A 17,511-nucleotide genomic window follows, 5' to 3' on the forward strand; every position below is an offset into this window, starting at 1 on the left:
GTCGGAGGGAAAGTGGAGGTCCTCACCCTTGGAAAAGCCGAGGGCGGGGGGGGAAGGGGGGGGGGGGGGGGGGGGGGGGCCCCCCCCCCCCCCCCGCCGCACGTCGTCCTCCCGGGGGAGAGGGACCGCCCGCCAGGGGGTGTTTCGAAAGTCCCGCACAGCACCCACGGCGCCCGGCACGCCCTCTCGCCGCACCGGCCGAAAACACGAGTACACCCAGTACGAGCGCTTTCGTCCGGCACGCCGAGAGCACGCACCGGACACCGCGGGCACCGCACAGGACTTTCGAAACACCCCCTAGGAAGCCGCCCGCTCCAGTGACGCCAGGACCCGCACGCCCCGGTCGGGCCGGGTGTCCAGGCCCGGCAGCAGACCGGGCACCGCGATGCTGGGCAGGATGTGCGACCACATCACCGACAGCCGCTCGCCGAGGTCCGCGCGGTCCGTCAGCGCCCGCGACATCAGCTGGATTCCGGTGAACGAGCCGACCAGCAGCTCCACCGTCTCCCGAGGCCGCACCGTCGGCAGCAACTCGCCCCGCTCCCGCGCCGCTTCCAGCAGTTCGTTCAGCGCCCGGGCCCACTGCCGGAACGGCTCTCCGTGGTCCACCCCGGACGGCGTCTCCTGATCCACCGCGAGCCGCACACTGCCCCGCAACAGGGCGTTGTCCAACAGCCGCTGCCCCACCACGAACGTCATGTCGACGATCTCCTGGAGCTTGCACGGCTGCGGCGGGACCGAGCCGAACGGCACCTGCTCGTCCAGCACCGCCTGCGCCAGCGACTCCTTGGACGCGAAGTGGAAGTACAGGGCGCCCTTGGTGACCTCGGCGCGCTCCAGGACCATGGCGATGGTCGTCGAGGTGTAGCCGTGCTCGTCGAAGACCGCGCCGGCCGCCTCCAGGATCGCCCTGCGCGTCCTGATGGCGCGCTCCTGTTTCGCCATATGAGCCCCTCCACGGCACCGAGTCCGGCCGACGCCCCGCGATCGTCCGCGAGGTCGGCCCGATCATAGGATGCCGCTGACCGATCTCATTGAAAACAAACCGGTCGCCTCGTACTCTGACGCTCACCGGAGCGGACGGTTCGCCGTCTGCCGTGGCCTTGGGGGACCGTGGGGAGAGACATGACTCGACCTCGGCAGCTTGCCGACGCTCCGTCCCTGACCGCAACCGTGCCGCGCCAGCTCGTCCACCGGGCCGCCGTCGCGGAGACCCTCCTCACCGGCTGGCGGCGCACGGGTGCCGACCGCTTCGCGGTGACCGCCCAGTGGCCCCGGGCACACGGGTTACACGTGTCTCCGGACTGGACGCACTACGACCCGCTGCTCGTCGTCGAGACGATCCGGCAGAGCGGCACCCTGATCACCCACACGGAGTACGACGTCCCCCTGGACCGGAAATTCGTTCTCCAGGAGATGCAAGTCAACACGGTGGACGGCACGTTGGCCGTCGGCCCGCTGCCGGCCGAACCGGAGGTCGAACTCGACTTCACCGACGTCCAGTACCGCGGACGCCACCCCGCCGCCGTCCGCTACACCGCGCACGTCCTGCGTGGCGGCGAGCGCGTGGCCCGCGCGGACGTCGCGTTCACCTGCGTCAGCGGCCCCGTCTACCGCAGACTGCGCGGCGGCCGCACCCCGGACGGCGTGAGCGCGGTGCCCGTCCCGCCCCCTGCGCCCGCCGCCGCCGTCGGCCGTGCCCTGACCTCGGACGTCGTCCTCGCCGTGCCCGACGCCGACCGGCCCGGCCGTCGACAGCTCAGAGTAGATACCGCACACCCCGTTTTCTTCGACCATCCCCTCGACCACGTCCCCGGCATGCTCCTGCTGGAGGCCGCCCGCCAGACCGCACTGCTGGAGACGGGCGGCAAAGGCTCCCCGGTGGCCTACCACGCCCGCTTCCACCGGTACGGCGAGCTGGACGAACCCATCTGGATAACGGCCGAACGGGATCACCCGGGGCAGGTCCGAGTCCGCGGGACGCAACGAGAGTCCGCCGTGTTCGAGTGTCTCGTCGGTACCGCCGTACGGTGAGCTATGGTGTACGGGGGGTAAGAAACAAACGGCACGACCCGTTCTTTACCGGCTCGGGAGCAGTCGATGGCGAGGCAGTTACGCGCGGAACAGACCCGCGCCACGATCATCACGGCCGCGGCCGACCTGTTCGACCGGCACGGCTACGAGTCGACGAGTCTCAGTGACATCGTCGAACACGCCCATGTCACCAAGGGCGCCCTGTACTTCCACTTCGCGGCCAAGGAGGACCTGGCCCACGCGATCATGGAATTGCAGTCGCAGGCCTCCCGGCGGGTCGCCGTCGAGATCGACGAGCGGGGCTATCCCGCCCTGGAGGCGCTGATGCGCCTGACGTTCGGCATGGCACGGCTGTCGGTCGAGGGTCCGATCGCCCGGGCGGGCCTGCGGCTCGCCACCGGAGGGGTCGCGGTCCGCGGGCCCGTGCCGCACCCGTTCGCCGAGTGGCTGGAGCTGATCTCGCGGCGGCTCGTCGGCGCGGTCAAGGAGTCCGACATCCACCCGGACGTCGACGTGGACGCCGTCGCCCACTCGCTGGTCTGCTTCTTCGTCGGCACCCGGGTCGTCGGCCGATCCCGTGAGCCCGCCGTCCGGCTCCCGCGCCGCATGGCCGAGATGTGGCACGTCCTCATCCGGGGCCTGGTACCGGTACCGCGCCGCCCGCGCTATCTCAGCCTCGCGGTCCGGCTGGAGCGGGAGATCCTCGCAGGGGTGTGAGGCGGCGCCCCGGCGGGCGGCACTCGGCGCGGATCCCCGGCGCCCGGCCCAGGGCTCGCACCGCCGCGGCGCGCACTCCGCGGCTCACAGCCCCGATGCGCGGACCTCGGCGGCTCGCAGGCCCCCGGCGCGCGGACCTCCGCGCGGGGCGCTGTGCCCGGTCCGCACCGCTCGGCGCGCGGCGCTGTGCCCGGTCCGCACCGCTCGGCGCACTGCCCGGGATCAGGACGTACGGCACAGGCGCGCGCCCGGGGCCACGCCACACCCGGGGCGCCCCGCCGCGCCCCCGCGATACGGTGACCGCATGGCCCCCGCCCCCGCCCCGCCCGTGATCGTCGGCGACGAGCCCGGCTCCTTCCCCCACTCCGTCCTGGCCGAACGGCACCCCGCGATCATCCGGCGGGTACGGGACGCCTTCCCGTACGACCCCGACGTCCACCATGCCCTGGACGTCCTCCTGGAGAGCTGCGCCGAGGGCGTGATCGAGGATCTGCCCGCCGACGCCCACGACCGGGACCGGTGGCGGGCCTGGGGGCTGGACGCGTACGCGGGACGGTCCTGGTTCGACGTGCCGTGGCTGTGGTCCGAGAGCTACTTCTACCGTCGTCTCCTCGACGCCGTCGGCTTCTTCGGCCCCGGCCCCTGGCAGGGCATCGACCAGTTCCGCCCCTTCAAGCTCGCCGAACTCGACGCACCCGAGACCGACGAGGAACTCGCCGCCCTGGACGACCTGGCCTCCCGCCCGGCCGAGGAACGGGCCCGCGCCCTGCTGCACGGATCGCTGTGGGGCAACCGCGCGGACCTCGGCTTCCGGCTGTCCGACGCCGGCGCCGAGGGCCGCGCCGCCGCGCCGGGCCTGGTCGCCGACGACGGCGAGGCCCTGTGGTCCCTGCTCCCGCCCGGCCGGCCCGGCACCGGCACACTGTGCCTGGTCGCCGACAACGCGGGCCGCGAACTGGTCCCCGACCTCCTCCTCGCCGCCCACCTCCTCGCCCACGAACACACCGACCGGATCGTCCTGCACGTCAAGCCGTACCCGTACTACGTCTCCGACGCCACCCCGGCGGACGTCGTCGACGCCCTGCGCAGACTGTCGTCCGCGCGGGGCGAGGCCGCCGTCCACGGCCGGCGCCTGTGGGCGGCGATGGCGGACGGCACCCTCACGGTACGCGCCCACCCCTTCGCCGCCGCCCCGCTGCCGTACGCGGGGATGCCGGACGACCTGCGCGCGGAGTTCGCCGCCGCGGCCCTCACCGTCGTCAAGGGCGACCTCAACTACCGTCGCCTCGTGGGCGACCGGCGCTGGCCGCCGACGACCCCCTTCGCGGACGTCACGACCCACTTCCCCGGCCCGGTGGCGGCCCTGCGCACCCTCAAGTCCGACGTGATCACCGGCCTGACCCCGGCCACGGAGGGCGCACTGGTCGCCGCCGAGGACCAGCGCTGGCGAACGAGTGGAGCGCACGCGCTGATCCAGCTGAGGAAGTGACCCGCACCCGACCCGCCCTCCGGGGGAAGTTCACGCGATGGTGTGATCATGTGCCGCCCCGTGGATGGCCGTCGGAGGGCGAGGGTAGGGCCCGGCCATGACCCAGCCGTTCGAACTCCCGCACTTCTACATGCCGTATCCCGCGCGGCTGAACCCGCACGTCGACGAGGCACGCGCCCACTCGACGCGGTGGGCGCGCGAGATGGGCATGCTGGAGGGGTCCGGGATCTGGGAGCAGGCCGACCTCGACGCGCACGACTACGGCCTGCTCTGCGCCTACACCCACCCCGACTGCGACGGGCCCGCCCTGTCGCTGATCACCGACTGGTACGTGTGGGTGTTCTTCTTCGACGACCACTTCCTCGACATGTTCAAGCGCACCCCCGACCGCTCCGCCGGCAAGGCGCATCTGGACCGGCTGCCGCTGTTCATGCCGCTGGACCTGTCGACTCCCGTGCCGGAGCCGCAGAACCCCGTCGAGGCGGGCCTCGCCGACCTGTGGGCCCGTACCGTGCCGGCGATGTCCGTCGACTGGCGCCGCCGGTTCGCCGTCGCCACCGAGCACCTGCTCAACGAGTCGATGTGGGAGCTGTCCAACATCGACGAGGGGCGGATCGCCAACCCCGTCGAGTACATCGAGATGCGCCGCAAGGTGGGCGGCGCCCCCTGGTCGGCCGGGCTCGTGGAGTACGCGACCGCCGAGGTCCCCGCCTCCGTCGCCGCGTCGAGGCCGCTGCGCGTGCTGATGGAGACGTTCTCCGACGCCGTCCACCTGCGCAACGACCTGTTCTCCTACCAGCGCGAGGTCGAGGACGAGGGCGAGAACAGCAACGGCGTGCTCGTCCTGGAGACCTTCTTCGGCTGCACCACCCAGCAGGCCGCCGACACCGTCAACGACATCCTCACCTCCCGTCTCCACCAGTTCGAGCACACCGCCCTGACCGAAGTGCCCGCGCTGGCCCTGGAGAAGGGCCTCACCCCGGGCGAGGTCGCCGCCGTCGCCGCCTACACCAAGGGACTCCAGGACTGGCAGTCCGGCGGTCACGAATGGCACATGCGCTCCAGCCGCTACATGAACAAGGGCGCCACCTCCGCCTCCCCGTGGCAGCGGCTCACCGGGCCCGGCACCTCCGCCGCCGACGTCGGCGCCCTGCTCGCCTCGGCCGCCGCGGAACGTCTGCGCGCCTACACGCACGTGCCGTACGAGAAGGTCGGCCCGTCCCTGCTGCCCGACTTCCACATGCCGTTCCGGGTGGAGCTGAGCCCGCACCTCGACCGGGCCCGGGACCACCTCCTCGAGTGGACCCGCCGCACGGGCATGCTGGCGGAGGGCGTGTGGGACGAGGACAAGCTCCTCTCGTGCGACCTCGCGCTGTGCTCCGCCGGCCTCGACCCCGACGCCACGCCCGAGGCCCTCGACCTCAGTGCCGCCTGGCTCGCCTTCGGCACCTACGGCGACGACTACTACCCGCTCGTCTACGGCCACCGCCGCGACCTGGCCGCCGCCCGGCTGACGACGGCCCGGCTGTCGGCGTGCATGCCCGTCGACGGCGAGGAGACCACCGTCGTCCCCGTCAACGCCATGGAACGCGCGCTGATCGACCTGTGGGCGCGCACCACCGCGCAGATGAGCGCCGAGCAGAAGCGCACCCTGCGGGCCGCCGTCGACGTGATGACCGAGAGCTGGGTGTGGGAGCTGTCCAACCAGCTCCAGAACCGCGTCCCCGACCCGGTCGACTACCTGGAGATGCGGCGCGCCACCTTCGGTTCCGACCTCACCCTCAGCCTGTGCCGCATGGGCCACGGCCCCGCCGTCCCGCCGGAGATCTACCGCAGCGGCCCGGTCCGCTCCCTGGAGAACGCGGCGATCGACTACGCCTGCCTCACCAACGACGTCTTCTCGTACCAGAAGGAGATCGAGTACGAGGGCGAGATCCACAACGCGATTCTCGTCGTGCAGAACTTCTTCGGCTGCGACTACCCGACCGCGCTGGGCGTCGTCCACGACCTGATGACCCAGCGCATGCAGCAGTTCGAGCACGTCGTCGCCCACGAACTGCCCGTGCTGTACGACGACTTCGACCTCTCGGCGGAGGGCCGCGCCGCCATGGACGGCTATGTGGCCGACCTGGAGAACTGGCTGGCGGGCATCCTGAACTGGCACCGCGCGGTCGACCGTTACAAGTCCGCCTACCTGGCCCGGCGTTCGCACGGCTTCCTCCCCGACCGCCCGCCGGCCGTCCCCGCGCTGCCGCTGGGCTGAGGTCCTCGCACGGTGCCCGCCCGGGCCGAGCGGCAAGGACCCCTGAGACGTCACACGGCCCGGGCCGCCGGGCGGCGTGCGGCGTGCTCGACCGCGGCCCGCGCCAGCCCCCGGACCATCGGGTGCGGGCGCGAGCCGTCGCCGGACAGCTCCGGCTGGAAGAGCGAGGTCAGGAAGAACGGGTGCCCGGGCAGTTCGGCCATCCGCACCTGACCGGCCGCGTCCCGCCCGCAGAAGCGCAGCCCGTGCGCGCGCAGCGCGTCCAGGTGGCGGGAGGGGCCGTAGTGGCAGGAGTAGCGCTCGACGGTGCGTTCGGCGCCGAACAGGGAGTGCGCGAGCGACCCCGGCTCCAGCAGCACCGTGTCCTCGTGACCGGCCAGGGAACAGGCCAGCGGTTCGATGAGGAAGTCGTCGGCGTCGGGGTCGTTCTCGGCGTGCGCCACCCCGGTCAGCCCGCAGACGCCCCGGGCGAACTCCAGCAGCGCGTGCTGGAAGCCGCCGCACGTGCCGAGGAAGGGGATGCCCTCCTCGCGGGCGGTGCGGATCGCGGACAGGACCCCCCGCTCGCTGCGGTAGGGACTCCCCGGCACCACCCACACGGCGTCGAAGCCGCGTACGGCGTCCTCGGCCTCGGCGTCGCCCGAGCCGATCCAGTAGGCGTCCAGCACCAGCCGGTCCCGGGCGGCGAGCGCCTCCAGCAGGAGCGGGATGCGGCTGTGCGAGACGACGGTGGGGGAGTGGTCGCCGACCAGGGCGACCTTGGCGATCTGAGCTGCGCTGTCGGTCATGGCACCATCCTCCAAGCGCCCCGCACTTCACGTCCAACGATGATTGCTGCACACCCGATAAGCAGAACTGATGGCACCGGTGCACGCTGTGCGCATGGATCCGCACCTCCTGCGCACCTACGTCACCGTGGCCCGCCTCGCCTCCTTCTCCGAGGCCGCCCGCACCCTCGGCTACACCCAGTCCGCCGTCTCCCAGCACATCGCGGCCCTGGAACAGGACCTCGGCGCGCCGCTGCTCACCCGCCGCCCCGTCGCGCCCACGGCGGCCGGCGAGCGGCTCCTGGAACACGCCGGACCGCTGCTGCTGCGCCTGGACGCGGCCCGCGCGGACGTCGCCCGGATCGCCGCCGCGCCCGCGCACGGCCTGACGCTGGCCACCGCACCGACCGCCCTCGTCCCCGCCGTCCTCACCGTGCTCCCGCCCGCCGGGGTGACCGTGCGCGTCCTGGCCCGCGACGCGGTGCCCGCCGCCGTCGCCACCGGCACGGCCGACCTCGGCCTCGTCGACGGTCTGGCCGCGCCCAGCGACCCGCTGCGCCTTCCCGACGTGGCGCCGCTGACCACCTACGGGGTCGGTGAGCAAGAGGTCTGCGTCCTGCTGCCCGCCGGCCACCCCCTCGCCCGGCGCCCCGGACTGCGTCTCGGCGACCTCGCCGACGCCCGCTGGCTGGACGCCCCCGACACCGGGCTGCCCCTGTCCCACCTGCGCGCCGCCCACGGGGGCCACGGCTTCCGCGCCTCCCTGCGCTACGACGGCACCGACGTCCACGTCCTGACCGCGCTGGCCGCCGCCGGGCACGGCCTGGCCCTGCTGCCCCGCACGGCCGCCGCGGGCGTCCCCGGCACGATCGCCGTGCCCGTCACGGCGCCCCGGGTCGTCCACCGCACCGAACTCGTCCACAGCGGCACCCCGGCGGGCGCGGCACGGTCGCTGCTGGAGGCGTTGTCCGCCGCACCCGCGTGAGCAGCCCCTCCGCCCGTGCGGCTACCGCCCTGCGGCCCGAGTCAGTCTCACTCGTTCGTGGCTCGTGGTGCGCCGGTGCGCCGGGTAGTGCACCAGCCGGAGGCGATCCATGGAACAGACCGCGTTGCGTCCCAAACCCCTGCCGGGTCAGCACCCCGGCGACGACGGCACCCCGGCCGCCCGGGCCCCGCGCCCGCACGCCGCACGCCGTCGCGGCCGACGGCTGGGCACCCTGCTGTTCGGCCTGTTCGTCGGCACGGTCCTGGTCCTCGCCGGCGTGGGCCTCGGCACCGTCGGGGCGACCGTGATCGGCATGAGCAGACTCGCCGAACTCCAACGGCAGACGGGCCGGGCCGGACCGCTCCCCCCGCAGGGCACGTCGACCCCGGCCCGCCCGAACCCGTCCCCCGAGACCCCCGCGCGGGCACCCGTCGACGCCACCCTGGGCGTGGAGGCGGTCGACGCGGAACGGGCGGGCGCCATGGTCGTCGCCGTCCACGTCCCGGGCCCCGGCTACGCGGCCGGGCTGGTCCGCGGGGACGTCGTGCTCCGGTTCGGCCGGACGCGGGTCGACTCGGCGACGGACCTCGCACGGGCGGTCGACACGGCACGCCCGGGCAAGGAGGTGACGCTGACGGTCCGACACCGCGACGGTGGCCTCCAGCGGCTGGTGGCGGTGCCGGGGGTCGTCGTCTGAGCAGGTCGACGGTCGGTGTTCGCGGGCGGGGTTCGCGGGGGTGCGGGGCGACGGTCGGGTCTGTCTTCGCGGGCGGGGTGCGGTCTGTGCGGGGCGACCGTCCGGGTCGCGCTGGGGGCGGCCGGCGTGGGACGGTCCGCGGGCCGCCGTCGGACCGGGACGGGGCCGGAGCGGCGGACGGACCCCCACGGGACGTGCGGCGTGCCGCGCGGGTGGGGAGGTCGGCGGAAAAGCCGTGCAAACCGGCTCGCGTCGCCCCCGCTGTCCGGGCAGGATGCTGCCCGTGACCCCGTCAGCACCCCGACCGTCGATCGCCGCTCCAGGGAGGCCCGGATGACCGGCAGCACGCCCGCGCCCTTCACCGCCGACGACTACCTGGCCCGAATGCGGCGGGCCGCGCGCGCGGCCGGCGACGCCGGGCTGGCCGGACTCCTGGTGGCACCCGGCCCCGACCTCGTCTGGCTCACCGGCTACACGCCCCCCGCGGTCACCGAACGGCTGACCCTGCTCGTCCTCGCCCCGGACCGCGACCCCGTCCTCGTCGTGCCGTCCCTGGAGGCACCCGACGCCGCGGAGGCGCCCGGCGCCCCCGCGCTGACCCTGCGGGACTGGACCGACGGCAAGGACCCCTACGCCGCCACCGCGGGGCTCCTCGACGCGGGCGGACGGTTCGGCGTCAGCGACAACGCCTGGGCACTGCACCTGCTGCGCCTGCAAAGGGCCCTGCCGGGCAGCTCCTACGCCTCCCTCACCGAGGCGCTGCCGATGCTGCGCGCCGTCAAGGACCCGGTCGAGCTGGAGCTGATGGCGGCCGCCGGAGCGGCAGCGGACGCCGCGTTCGAGGAGATCCGCACGGTGCCCTTCGCCGGCCGTCGCGAATCCGACGTCGGCGCCGACCTCGCCGACCTGCTGCGCCGCTTCGGGCACTCCCAGGTCGACTTCACCATCGTCGCCTCGGGACCCAACGGGGCCAACCCGCACCACGAGGTCGGCGACCGCGTCATCGAGGACGGCGACATGGTCGTCCTCGACTTCGGCGGTCTCAAGGACGGCTACGGCTCCGACACCTCCCGCACGGTCCACGTCGGCGAGCCCACCGAGGAGGAGCGCCGGGTCCACGACCTCGTGCGCGAGGCCCAGGAGGCGGGCTTCCGGGCGGTGCGGCCCGGCGTAGCCTGCCAGGAGGTCGACCGGGCGGCCCGCGCGGTCATCGCCGACGCCGGCTACGGCGAGTACTTCATCCACCGCACCGGCCACGGCATCGGCGTGACCACGCACGAGCCGCCGTACATGATCGAGGGTGAGGAGCAGCCGCTCGTGCCCGGCATGTGCTTCTCCGTGGAACCCGGCGTCTACCTGCCCGGCCGCTTCGGGGTCCGCATCGAGGACATCGTCACGGTCACACAGGACGGCGGACGCCGGCTGAACGACACCACCCGCGACCTGGTCATAGTGGGGTGAGCCGCCCCCACGAGTCCCCGGCACCCCACCGAAACGGCAACGGCGCGACCATGACCCAGCCACCCACCCCCACCACGGACACCGTCCGCCGACTCGTCCGTGCGCTCCTGAGGGAGGGCGAGGAGGGCGCCGCGGGCGGCAGCGCCGGTCCCGACGTGCGGCCCGTCGCCGAGGGGACCGGCCACTCCACCTGGTGGGTCGGCACCCGCCACGTGCTGCGCCTCGCCCCCGACCGCGATGCCTCCGCCCGCCAGCGCCGCGAACTGCGGCTGCGCGACCTGGTCCGCCCGCACGTCCCGGTCGCGGTGCCGACGAGCGTCGCCCACGGCGAATGGTCCCCGGGCCTGTCGTACACCCTGGACACCAAGGTGCCCGGCGGCACCGCGGAGGACCACGAGGTGTCGGCCGTCGGCGAGGCCGACCTGGCCGGGCTGCTCGGCGGCCTGCGCGAGGTGCCGGCCCGCCAGGCCGAGACCCTCGGCGTGGGGCGTGCCGTTCCGCGCTCCCTGGAGGCGCTGCGCCGCATGGCGGTGGCCGCCGCCGAACGCCTGGCCCGGGCCGACGAGTTCGACCCGGCTCGGCTGCACCAGCTCACCCGGCCGGGCGCCGTCCAGCTCGCCGCCCAGCCCGCCGGTGCCGTCCTCGTCCACCACGCCCTGCGCGGAGAGCACCTGGTCGTCAGCGCCGACGGCCGGGTGCGCGGCGTCCTCGACTGGACCGAGGCGGTGCTCGGCGACCCGGCCGAGGACATCGCGGGCCTCGCGCTCGCCGTCGGCTCGGGCGCCGCCGTCCGGGCCGCCACCCTCGCCGGCTACGGCGCCCGCCCCTGCCTGCGCGGCCTGTGGCTCGCCCGCTGCGACACCGTCGTCCGCCTCGCCGACCGCCTCGACGGCCAGGGCGCGGACCCGGTGTCCCTGCTCCACACCCAGCTGCGGCGCGCCTGGGAGGCGATCCTGCTGGAACGGGTCACGGAGTTCCGTGAGGACGACGAGACGTAGGCGATCGCATCACCGACGCCGGCCGTCGTCGCTCCAGCAACCCGCCCCCGTCCGGCTGCCGTTCCCTCCTCGTCCAGGTTCCGGCTCCCGTCCGGCTGCCGTTGCGCCTCGCCCAGCTCCCGGCTCCCGTTCGGCTGCCGTTGCGCCTGCTCCGGTGTCCCGCCGTTCGGCTGCCGCGGCTGACGGTTCGGGTGCCCGCCCCGTCCGGCTGTCGTCGCTCCGGCGTCCCGCCGTCCCGCCGACAGCCGCTCCTGCCTCCCGCACCCACCGCCCGGCCGCCGCTGATCCCGCTCCGGTGCCCCGCCCCGCCCTCCCCGCTACTCCTGCTCCAGGACCACGCACGACTCCCCGGGTACGTGCAGCAGCCCGTCCGGCCCGGGGGCCCGCACCGGTTCCCACGCCGCGAGCACGCGCGCGGGGCGCGGTCCCAGGGGGATCGCCGCGGGTGCCCCGCCGAGGTTCACCGCCACGCGCACGTCGCCGCGGCGGAAGGCCAGCCAGCGGGCCTGCGTGTCGTAGGCGACCTTGAGGTCGGCGAGGTCGGGGTCGGTGAGGTCGGCCCGGTCGTGCCGCAGGGCGATCAGACGCCGGTACCAGGCCAGCACGCGCGCGTGGGGCTCGCGCTGCGGCTCCGACCAGTCCAGGCAGGAGCGGTCGCGCGTCGCCGGGTCCTGCGGGTCGGGCACGTCCTCCTCCGCCCAGCCGTGCGCGGCGAACTCCCGGCGCCGGCCCCGCCGTACCGCCTCCGCGAGCTCGGGGTCGGTGTGGTCGGTGAAGAACTGCCAGGGCGTGCCCGCCGCCCACTCCTCGCCCATGAACAGCATCGGGGTGAAGGGCGCCGTGAGCGTCAGGGTGGCCGCGCAGGCCAGCAGCCCGGGAGAGAGGGACGCCGCGAGACGGTCGCCCTGGGCGCGGTTGCCGACCTGGTCGTGGGTCTGGGCGTAGCCGAGGAGCCGGTGCCCGGCCAGCCGGGCGCGGTCCAGCGGGCGCCCGTGGCGGCGGCCCCGGAAGCTCGAGTACGTGCCGTCGTGGAAGTACCCGCCCGTGAGGGTCCGGGCCAGCGCGGCGAACGGGTCGCGCGCGAAGTCGGCGTAGTAGCCCTGGGACTCGCCGGTCAGCGCGGTGTGCAGGGCATGGTGGAAGTCGTCGTTCCACTGCGCGTGCAGACCGAGCCCGCCCTCCCGGCGGGGCGTGATCAGCCGCGGGTCGTTCAGGTCGGACTCGGCGATCAGGAACAGCGGCCGGCCCGTCTCGGCGGCGAGCGCGTCCACGGACGCCGCCAGCTCCTCCAGGAACGGGTACGCGCGCGTGTCGGCCAGCGCGTGCACCGCGTCCAGCCGCAGCCCGTCCAGCCGGTAGTCGCGCAGCCACGCCAGCGCGCTGCCCAGCAGGTACGCGCGCACCTCGTCGGAGCCGGGCGCGTCCAGGTTGACCGCGGAACCCCACGGCGTGTGGTGCGTGTCCGTGAAGTACGGGCCGAACGCGGGCAGATGATTGCCCGAGGGGCCCAGGTGGTTGTGCACGACGTCCAGCACCACACCGAGCCCGCGTTCATGGGCCCGGTCGACGAACCGCTTCAGCGCCTCGGGCCCGCCGTACGGCTCGTGCACCGCCCACAGCGACACCCCCTCGTACCCCCAGCCGTGCCGGCCGGGGAAGGGACACAGCGGCATCAACTCCACATGGGTGACGCCGAGCTCGACGAGGTGGTCGAGGCGTTCCGCCGCCGCGTCCAGGGTGCCCTCGGGGGTGTAGGTGCCCACGTGCAGCTCGTACAGGACCGCCCCCGGCAGCGGCCGCCCCGGCCAGGGGGCGCGCCAGGCGTACCGGCCGTGGTCGACGACCGCGCTCGGTCCGTCCGGCCCGTCGGGCTGGCGGCGGGATCGGGGGTCCGGCAGCACCGGGCCGTCGTCCACCGCGAAGCCGTACCGCGTGCCGTCGACCGCATCCGCCTCACCGGTCCACCATCCCGCCCGTTCCCGATCGCGCTCCATCGCGCGCGTGACGCCGTCGCACTGGAGCGTCACCCGTTCGGCCTGCGGTGCCCACACCTCGAACTGCACGGACGGTTCCCCTTCGTCTGCCCACCGTGACGTAGCCGGTCCCATCGTGCTCCACACGCCATCGATCTGCCGGTGGAACACCCGGGGAGGTGCCCGGGACCACCGTTCCCCCGTTTTCTGGACACGACGGTTTCACTGACCGACAATCACGAACGTGACGTCGTCCTTCGAGTTCAACACGTACCCCGCTCGGCTCTCCGACTCGGAGCGCGACAAGGCGCTGAAGGTGCTCCGGGACGGCGTCGCCATGGGCCGCCTGTCGCACGACACCTTCGTGCGACGCATGGAGCTGGCCCTCGCCGCCCGCCGTTCGGACGAACTCGCCGTGCTCACCGCGGACCTGCCCCGGGAGAGTCGTCTCTCCCGCCTGGTGTTCGGCACGGTCGAGGCGGTCTCCGGGTTCACCTTCCGGCTGCGCCACGCCTGGCGGGCCGAGCGACTGCCCAAGCTGCTGCTGCCGCACCCCACCCAGCACGCGCTGCGCATCGGCCGGGACCCCGCGAACGGCCTGCGGCTGACCCACGAGTCCGTCTCGCGCGTGCACGCCGAACTCAGCCTCCAGGGCGGCCTGTGGGTGCTGCGCGACCTGGGTTCCACCAACGGCACCACCGTCAACGGCCGCCGGGTCGTGGGCGCGGCCGTCGTCCGCGAGGGCGACCAGGTCTCCTTCGGGCGGATGGCGTACCGCCTCTCCGCCAACTGACCGGATCAACTCCCCCGGCTCCGGCTGTGTTCACGTACCTTCCGCGTCATGACTCACTGTGCGTGCACCGGACCCGCCCGGTGAGCCGACGGCGCCGCATCGGGGAGGTGTGCCCTGCCGCCCCTCGAGCGCTACCCCACCGTGGACGACCTCGCGGCCCGGGCGGCCGCGCTCGCCGCCGCCCACCCCCGTGACACCCTGCTGAGCCGGGTCGGCGTCTCCCGCGCCGGCACGCCCCTGTGGCTGCTCTCCGTCGGCCACGGCCGCCGGCCCGCCCTCGTCGTCGCCGGACCGCACGGCGACGAGCCGGTGGGCGGCGCCACCGCCCTGCGGCCGGCCGAACACGTCCTCGCCGAGCCGCGGCTCACCGGGAGCGCCGACGCCACCTGGCACCTGCTGCTCTGCCTCGACCCCGACGGCTCGCGCCGCAACGAGGGCCGGCTGTCCGGTCCCCATCCCCTCGGCCCCCTGTACTGGCCCGCGCTGGGACCCGCCGTCTACCGGATCCCGCCGCCGCGCCCGCGCGACCTGGTCGCCGCCATCACCGCCGTCGAGTCGACCTGGTACCACCCGCACCGCCACGGCACGGTCACCGCCGTCGTCGAGGCGCCCATGTGGGGCGTGCGAGGCCTCGAGGACGCCTCCCCGCCCGTCGGCCGGGACGCGGTGCTGCGGGCCCGTGAGTCGGCGGCTGCGCCACGACAGCCGCCTCGTGGAACGCCTCCTGGCCCGGGTGCGGCCGGGGCTGGCCGGTGTCCCCGACGCGGCGCGCCTGCTCGCACCGGTCGACGACTACGTCCTGGTCCGCCCGGCCCTCGCCGACGCCTGGGACCCCGACGGCGGCGACCCAGGACACCCGCTGCCGCCGTTCAGCACCGCCCATCTGACCTCCCTGCGCATCGCCGGGCGGCGGATCGCGGTACGGACGGCGGGCCTGCTGTCCCAGCTCGTCACCCGTGCGGGGCACGATCCGGCCGGGGCGCTCGCGCAGCTGGACGCGCTCATCGACGCCCGGTGCGCCGACTTCCACGACGGCTGCGGGGCGCGCTGGATCCCGGTCGAGCGCCAGGTGGAGTACCAGGCGGGAGTGGTGCTCGACGCGTTCGAACTGGCCGCACGCCGTGCCGCCCGCGCACGATCGGGTGAGTCGGACTGGGGAACCGGGGCCGCCGTGCCGATGCACCGGGAATGACACACTTCCCCACCCCCCACCCGACGGCCCTCCGGCGCACCCCGCTGAGGACGGCCGTCCGGCGCACCCTCCCGGCCGTGGCCGGGCTCCTCCTCGCGGCCGCCGCGGCGGCCCCCGCCCAGGCCGTCACGTCCCCCGAGGACCTCCTGACCGGCAACTGGCTGGAGCTCACGATCAGCGAGGGCGAGTCCCGCTCCGGCGCCTCCCGCGGCACGCTCCTGCTGTGCGACCCGCCCCACGGGCACTCCCGCGCCGCCGAGGCCTGCGCGGAGCTGACGGCGGCCGGCGGCGACGTGGGCTCCATCCCGCCGCGCAAGGACACCATCTGCTCCCTCGTGTACGCGCCGGTCACCGTCCACGCGACCGGCCGGTGGAACGGCAGCCCCGTCGAGTACACGCGGACCTTCGCCAACGCCTGTGTGATGGGCGCGGAGACGGGCGCGGTGTTCGCCCTGGACGAGGACGAGGCCCCCGCCATGGCCGGGCTGCCGGGGATCTGACGCGGGCGCGGCTCCGGACACGCGCGCGTGGCCGTGTCCGGAGCCGGCCCGTCGGCACGGGGTCCGGGTCCGGTCTCGGCCGTCGGGGGAGCATCGGAACGGAATTCAGCGGTAGCGGCTGACACGGTGCCGCGTCAGCGCGCGGGTTCCGTTGTCGCCGTGCGCGGGCCGGGGAATTCGCCTGCCCGGAGGGCGGTGAAGTCGGCATGGGCCTGCTCGACGGCTTCTGGGTACGTCTCGCGTTCGGCGTGCTCGGCGAGCGCCCGACAGATGCCGGCGACGGAGGGGCTGCGGTCCTTGCGCGACCCGGACGCCGTCGACCTCGACGATGACGACGACGGCCAGGAGGAGCGAGCGCCGCATCCGTCGTCCGGGGCGGGTCGTTGCGCTCCGGGATCACCACCGCCGACCGGCGGCTACGGCTGGACCGCGGACGCCGCTGTCGGTGATTCCCCGGGTGAACACAGAGGTGCGGCTCGTCCGGTGCGGGACGCGCCGACGCAGGTTCGAGTCAGCCGATGGAGGAGATGCCGCCCTCGCGGGCGTCGAGCAGCTCGTCCCAGTGCTCGGACGCCCACCGGCACGTGGCGGCCAGCGGCTCCAGCGTGCTGCGGCCCAGCGGTGTCAGCGCGTACTCCACCCGCAGTTTCGGGTCGGCGTGCACCGTGCGTGACACGAACCCGTTCCGCTCCAAGCCGCGGAGCGACTGGGTGAGCGCCTTCGGGGTGACGCGGCCCAGTGGCACGCGGAGTTCGGAGTATCTGCGCGGGCCGTCCTCCAGGCAGCGGAGGACCAGGGATGCCCATTTGTCACCGAAGCGGAAAGGCAGCAGCGAGGACGGGCACAGCTCGTCGAACAAGTCGGGTGGAGTTCCTCACCTCTCTCGGCGCTGTTCCCCTCACCTACGGCCCCGGCCTCGCGCAGCGTCTCTCCGCTCTCGCTCCGCACGGCGTCGACATCGTGCTCGACACCGCGGCCTCCGGATCCCTGGACGACCTCGTCGCGATCACGGGCGACCCGACGCGCGTCGCGACGGTCGCCGACCACGCAGGCGGGCAGCGCCTGGGCACGCATGTGGTCAACGCGGAGAACGACTCCACCCTCCTGTCCGCGGCCACGAAACTGGGTCGGCAAGGCCGCTACACACCCCGTATCGAACAGACCTATCCCCTGGAGCGGATCGTCGACGCCCACGCACACGCCGAACGCGGACGCACACGCGGAAAGATTGTGATCTGCATCTGAAGCGGGGGCATGGGCTCGGTGGTCGGCGTCCCGCGACCCGCTCAGCCCCAGTGACACAGGCGGCCCGGGCCGGTGCGACAGCGGCGGTGTACACGGCCGCCCCCCTCACCGGACCGTTTACGAACGCCCGCACCGATGAACCCGGTCAGCCTCCAAGGCCACCTGCGTGAGATCGGCGTTCCTCCACAGCGCGGCAGGACCTCCGCGATCCGCAAGCTCGTCCTCCAGGCCCCGGCCCCCGTCATCGCGAAGGCACTCGGCTGTCACGACAGGACCACCACCCGCCCGGTCACCGAAGCCGGCGGCACCTGGAGCCGATACGCCACCGGCCACCACACACGGTGATTGACCGGCCGATCAGTCACCGTCGCGTGGGCCTTGCACGCTGGGTTAGGCG

At 74.2% G+C, this 17,511-nt stretch carries 15 protein-coding genes and 2 pseudogenes; 13 read left to right on the forward strand and 4 right to left on the reverse strand.

Annotated features, from left to right (window positions below; all coding sequences use genetic code 11):
- Positions 1–297: 297 nt before the first annotated feature.
- Positions 298–945 (reverse strand): ScbR family autoregulator-binding transcription factor, encoded by a 648-nt coding sequence (locus ACZ4YY_RS03765; RefSeq protein WP_468283493.1) that lies wholly within the window; start codon positions 943–945, stop codon positions 298–300.
- Positions 946–1,125: 180 nt separating this feature from the next.
- Here ACZ4YY_RS03765 and ACZ4YY_RS03770 point away from each other — a divergent pair, with 180 nt between their 5' ends.
- From ACZ4YY_RS03770 to cyc2, 4 genes are all read left to right on the forward strand, one after another.
- Complete coding sequence (locus ACZ4YY_RS03770; RefSeq protein ID WP_468283495.1) at positions 1,126–2,034, forward strand: ScbA/BarX family gamma-butyrolactone biosynthesis protein; 909 nt, start codon at positions 1,126–1,128, stop codon at positions 2,032–2,034.
- Between the two features lie 66 nt (positions 2,035–2,100).
- Complete coding sequence (locus tag ACZ4YY_RS03775; protein WP_468283497.1) at positions 2,101–2,751, forward strand: ScbR family autoregulator-binding transcription factor; 651 nt, start codon at positions 2,101–2,103, stop codon at positions 2,749–2,751.
- Positions 2,752–3,055: 304 nt separating this feature from the next.
- Positions 3,056–4,240 carry a damage-control phosphatase ARMT1 family protein gene (locus ACZ4YY_RS03780; protein ID WP_468283499.1) on the forward strand — a complete coding sequence of 395 codons (1,185 nt, stop codon included), beginning with the start codon at positions 3,056–3,058 and terminating at the stop codon, positions 4,238–4,240.
- Positions 4,241–4,337: 97 nt separating this feature from the next.
- Entirely contained in the window at positions 4,338–6,503 is a 2,166-nt protein-coding gene (gene cyc2 / locus ACZ4YY_RS03785; protein ID WP_468283501.1) for a germacradienol/geosmin synthase Cyc2, read from the forward strand.
- A gap of 50 nt (positions 6,504–6,553) precedes the next feature.
- On the opposite strand, the gene ACZ4YY_RS03790 is transcribed toward cyc2, so the two are convergent.
- Positions 6,554–7,291, reverse strand: coding sequence for a CTP synthase C-terminal region-related (seleno)protein (locus ACZ4YY_RS03790; protein WP_468283503.1), 738 nt, complete (start codon positions 7,289–7,291; stop codon positions 6,554–6,556).
- Positions 7,292–7,385: 94 nt separating this feature from the next.
- On the opposite strand from ACZ4YY_RS03790, the gene ACZ4YY_RS03795 reads away from it, so the two are divergent.
- The 4 genes from ACZ4YY_RS03795 (at position 7,386) to ACZ4YY_RS03810 (ending at position 11,411) form a co-directional block, all read left to right on the forward strand.
- A complete protein-coding gene (locus tag ACZ4YY_RS03795) occupies positions 7,386–8,255 on the forward strand; it encodes a LysR family transcriptional regulator (protein WP_468283505.1) in 870 nt (289 codons plus the stop codon).
- Positions 8,256–8,364: 109 nt separating this feature from the next.
- Complete coding sequence (locus ACZ4YY_RS03800) at positions 8,365–8,952, forward strand: PDZ domain-containing protein (protein WP_468283506.1); 588 nt, start codon at positions 8,365–8,367, stop codon at positions 8,950–8,952.
- 333 nt (positions 8,953–9,285) lie between these two features.
- Positions 9,286–10,413 (forward strand): aminopeptidase P family protein, encoded by a 1,128-nt coding sequence (locus tag ACZ4YY_RS03805; protein ID WP_468283508.1) that lies wholly within the window; start codon positions 9,286–9,288, stop codon positions 10,411–10,413.
- Between the two features lie 50 nt (positions 10,414–10,463).
- On the forward strand, positions 10,464–11,411 hold the full coding sequence (locus ACZ4YY_RS03810) for an aminoglycoside phosphotransferase family protein (RefSeq protein ID WP_468283510.1): 948 nt from the start codon (positions 10,464–10,466) through the stop codon (positions 11,409–11,411).
- Between the two features lie 317 nt (positions 11,412–11,728).
- Here ACZ4YY_RS03810 and treZ read toward each other — a convergent pair whose 3' ends face one another.
- Positions 11,729–13,474, reverse strand: coding sequence for a malto-oligosyltrehalose trehalohydrolase (treZ, locus tag ACZ4YY_RS03815; protein WP_468283512.1), 1,746 nt, complete (start codon positions 13,472–13,474; stop codon positions 11,729–11,731).
- A 154-nt stretch (positions 13,475–13,628) separates the two neighbouring features.
- Between treZ and ACZ4YY_RS03820 the strand changes: the two genes are divergently transcribed.
- From ACZ4YY_RS03820 to ACZ4YY_RS03830, 3 genes and pseudogenes are all read left to right on the forward strand, one after another.
- On the forward strand, positions 13,629–14,177 hold the full coding sequence (locus tag ACZ4YY_RS03820) for a DUF1707 and FHA domain-containing protein (protein WP_468283514.1): 549 nt from the start codon (positions 13,629–13,631) through the stop codon (positions 14,175–14,177).
- A 141-nt stretch (positions 14,178–14,318) separates the two neighbouring features.
- Positions 14,319–15,369, forward strand: a pseudogene (locus ACZ4YY_RS03825) (M14 family zinc carboxypeptidase).
- Positions 15,366–15,869 (forward strand): SSI family serine proteinase inhibitor, encoded by a 504-nt coding sequence (locus ACZ4YY_RS03830; RefSeq protein ID WP_468283516.1) that lies wholly within the window; start codon positions 15,366–15,368, stop codon positions 15,867–15,869. Before ACZ4YY_RS03825 ends, ACZ4YY_RS03830 begins: the two are co-directional and overlap by 4 nt.
- A 511-nt stretch (positions 15,870–16,380) precedes the next feature.
- On the opposite strand, the gene ACZ4YY_RS03835 is transcribed toward ACZ4YY_RS03830, so the two are convergent.
- On the reverse strand, positions 16,381–16,728 hold the full coding sequence (locus ACZ4YY_RS03835) for a winged helix-turn-helix transcriptional regulator (RefSeq protein ID WP_468283518.1): 348 nt from the start codon (positions 16,726–16,728) through the stop codon (positions 16,381–16,383).
- Between the two features lie 8 nt (positions 16,729–16,736).
- Here ACZ4YY_RS03835 and ACZ4YY_RS03840 point away from each other — a divergent pair.
- Both ACZ4YY_RS03840 and ACZ4YY_RS03845 read left to right on the forward strand, forming a co-directional pair.
- Positions 16,737–17,114, forward strand: a pseudogene (locus ACZ4YY_RS03840) (zinc-binding dehydrogenase); the annotation flags it as partial.
- 135 nt (positions 17,115–17,249) lie between these two features.
- Positions 17,250–17,459 (forward strand): hypothetical protein, encoded by a 210-nt coding sequence (locus tag ACZ4YY_RS03845; RefSeq protein ID WP_468283520.1) that lies wholly within the window; start codon positions 17,250–17,252, stop codon positions 17,457–17,459.
- The last annotated feature ends 52 nt before the right edge of the window (positions 17,460–17,511 follow it).

The organism is Streptomyces sp. NPDC030143, assembly GCF_055573695.1.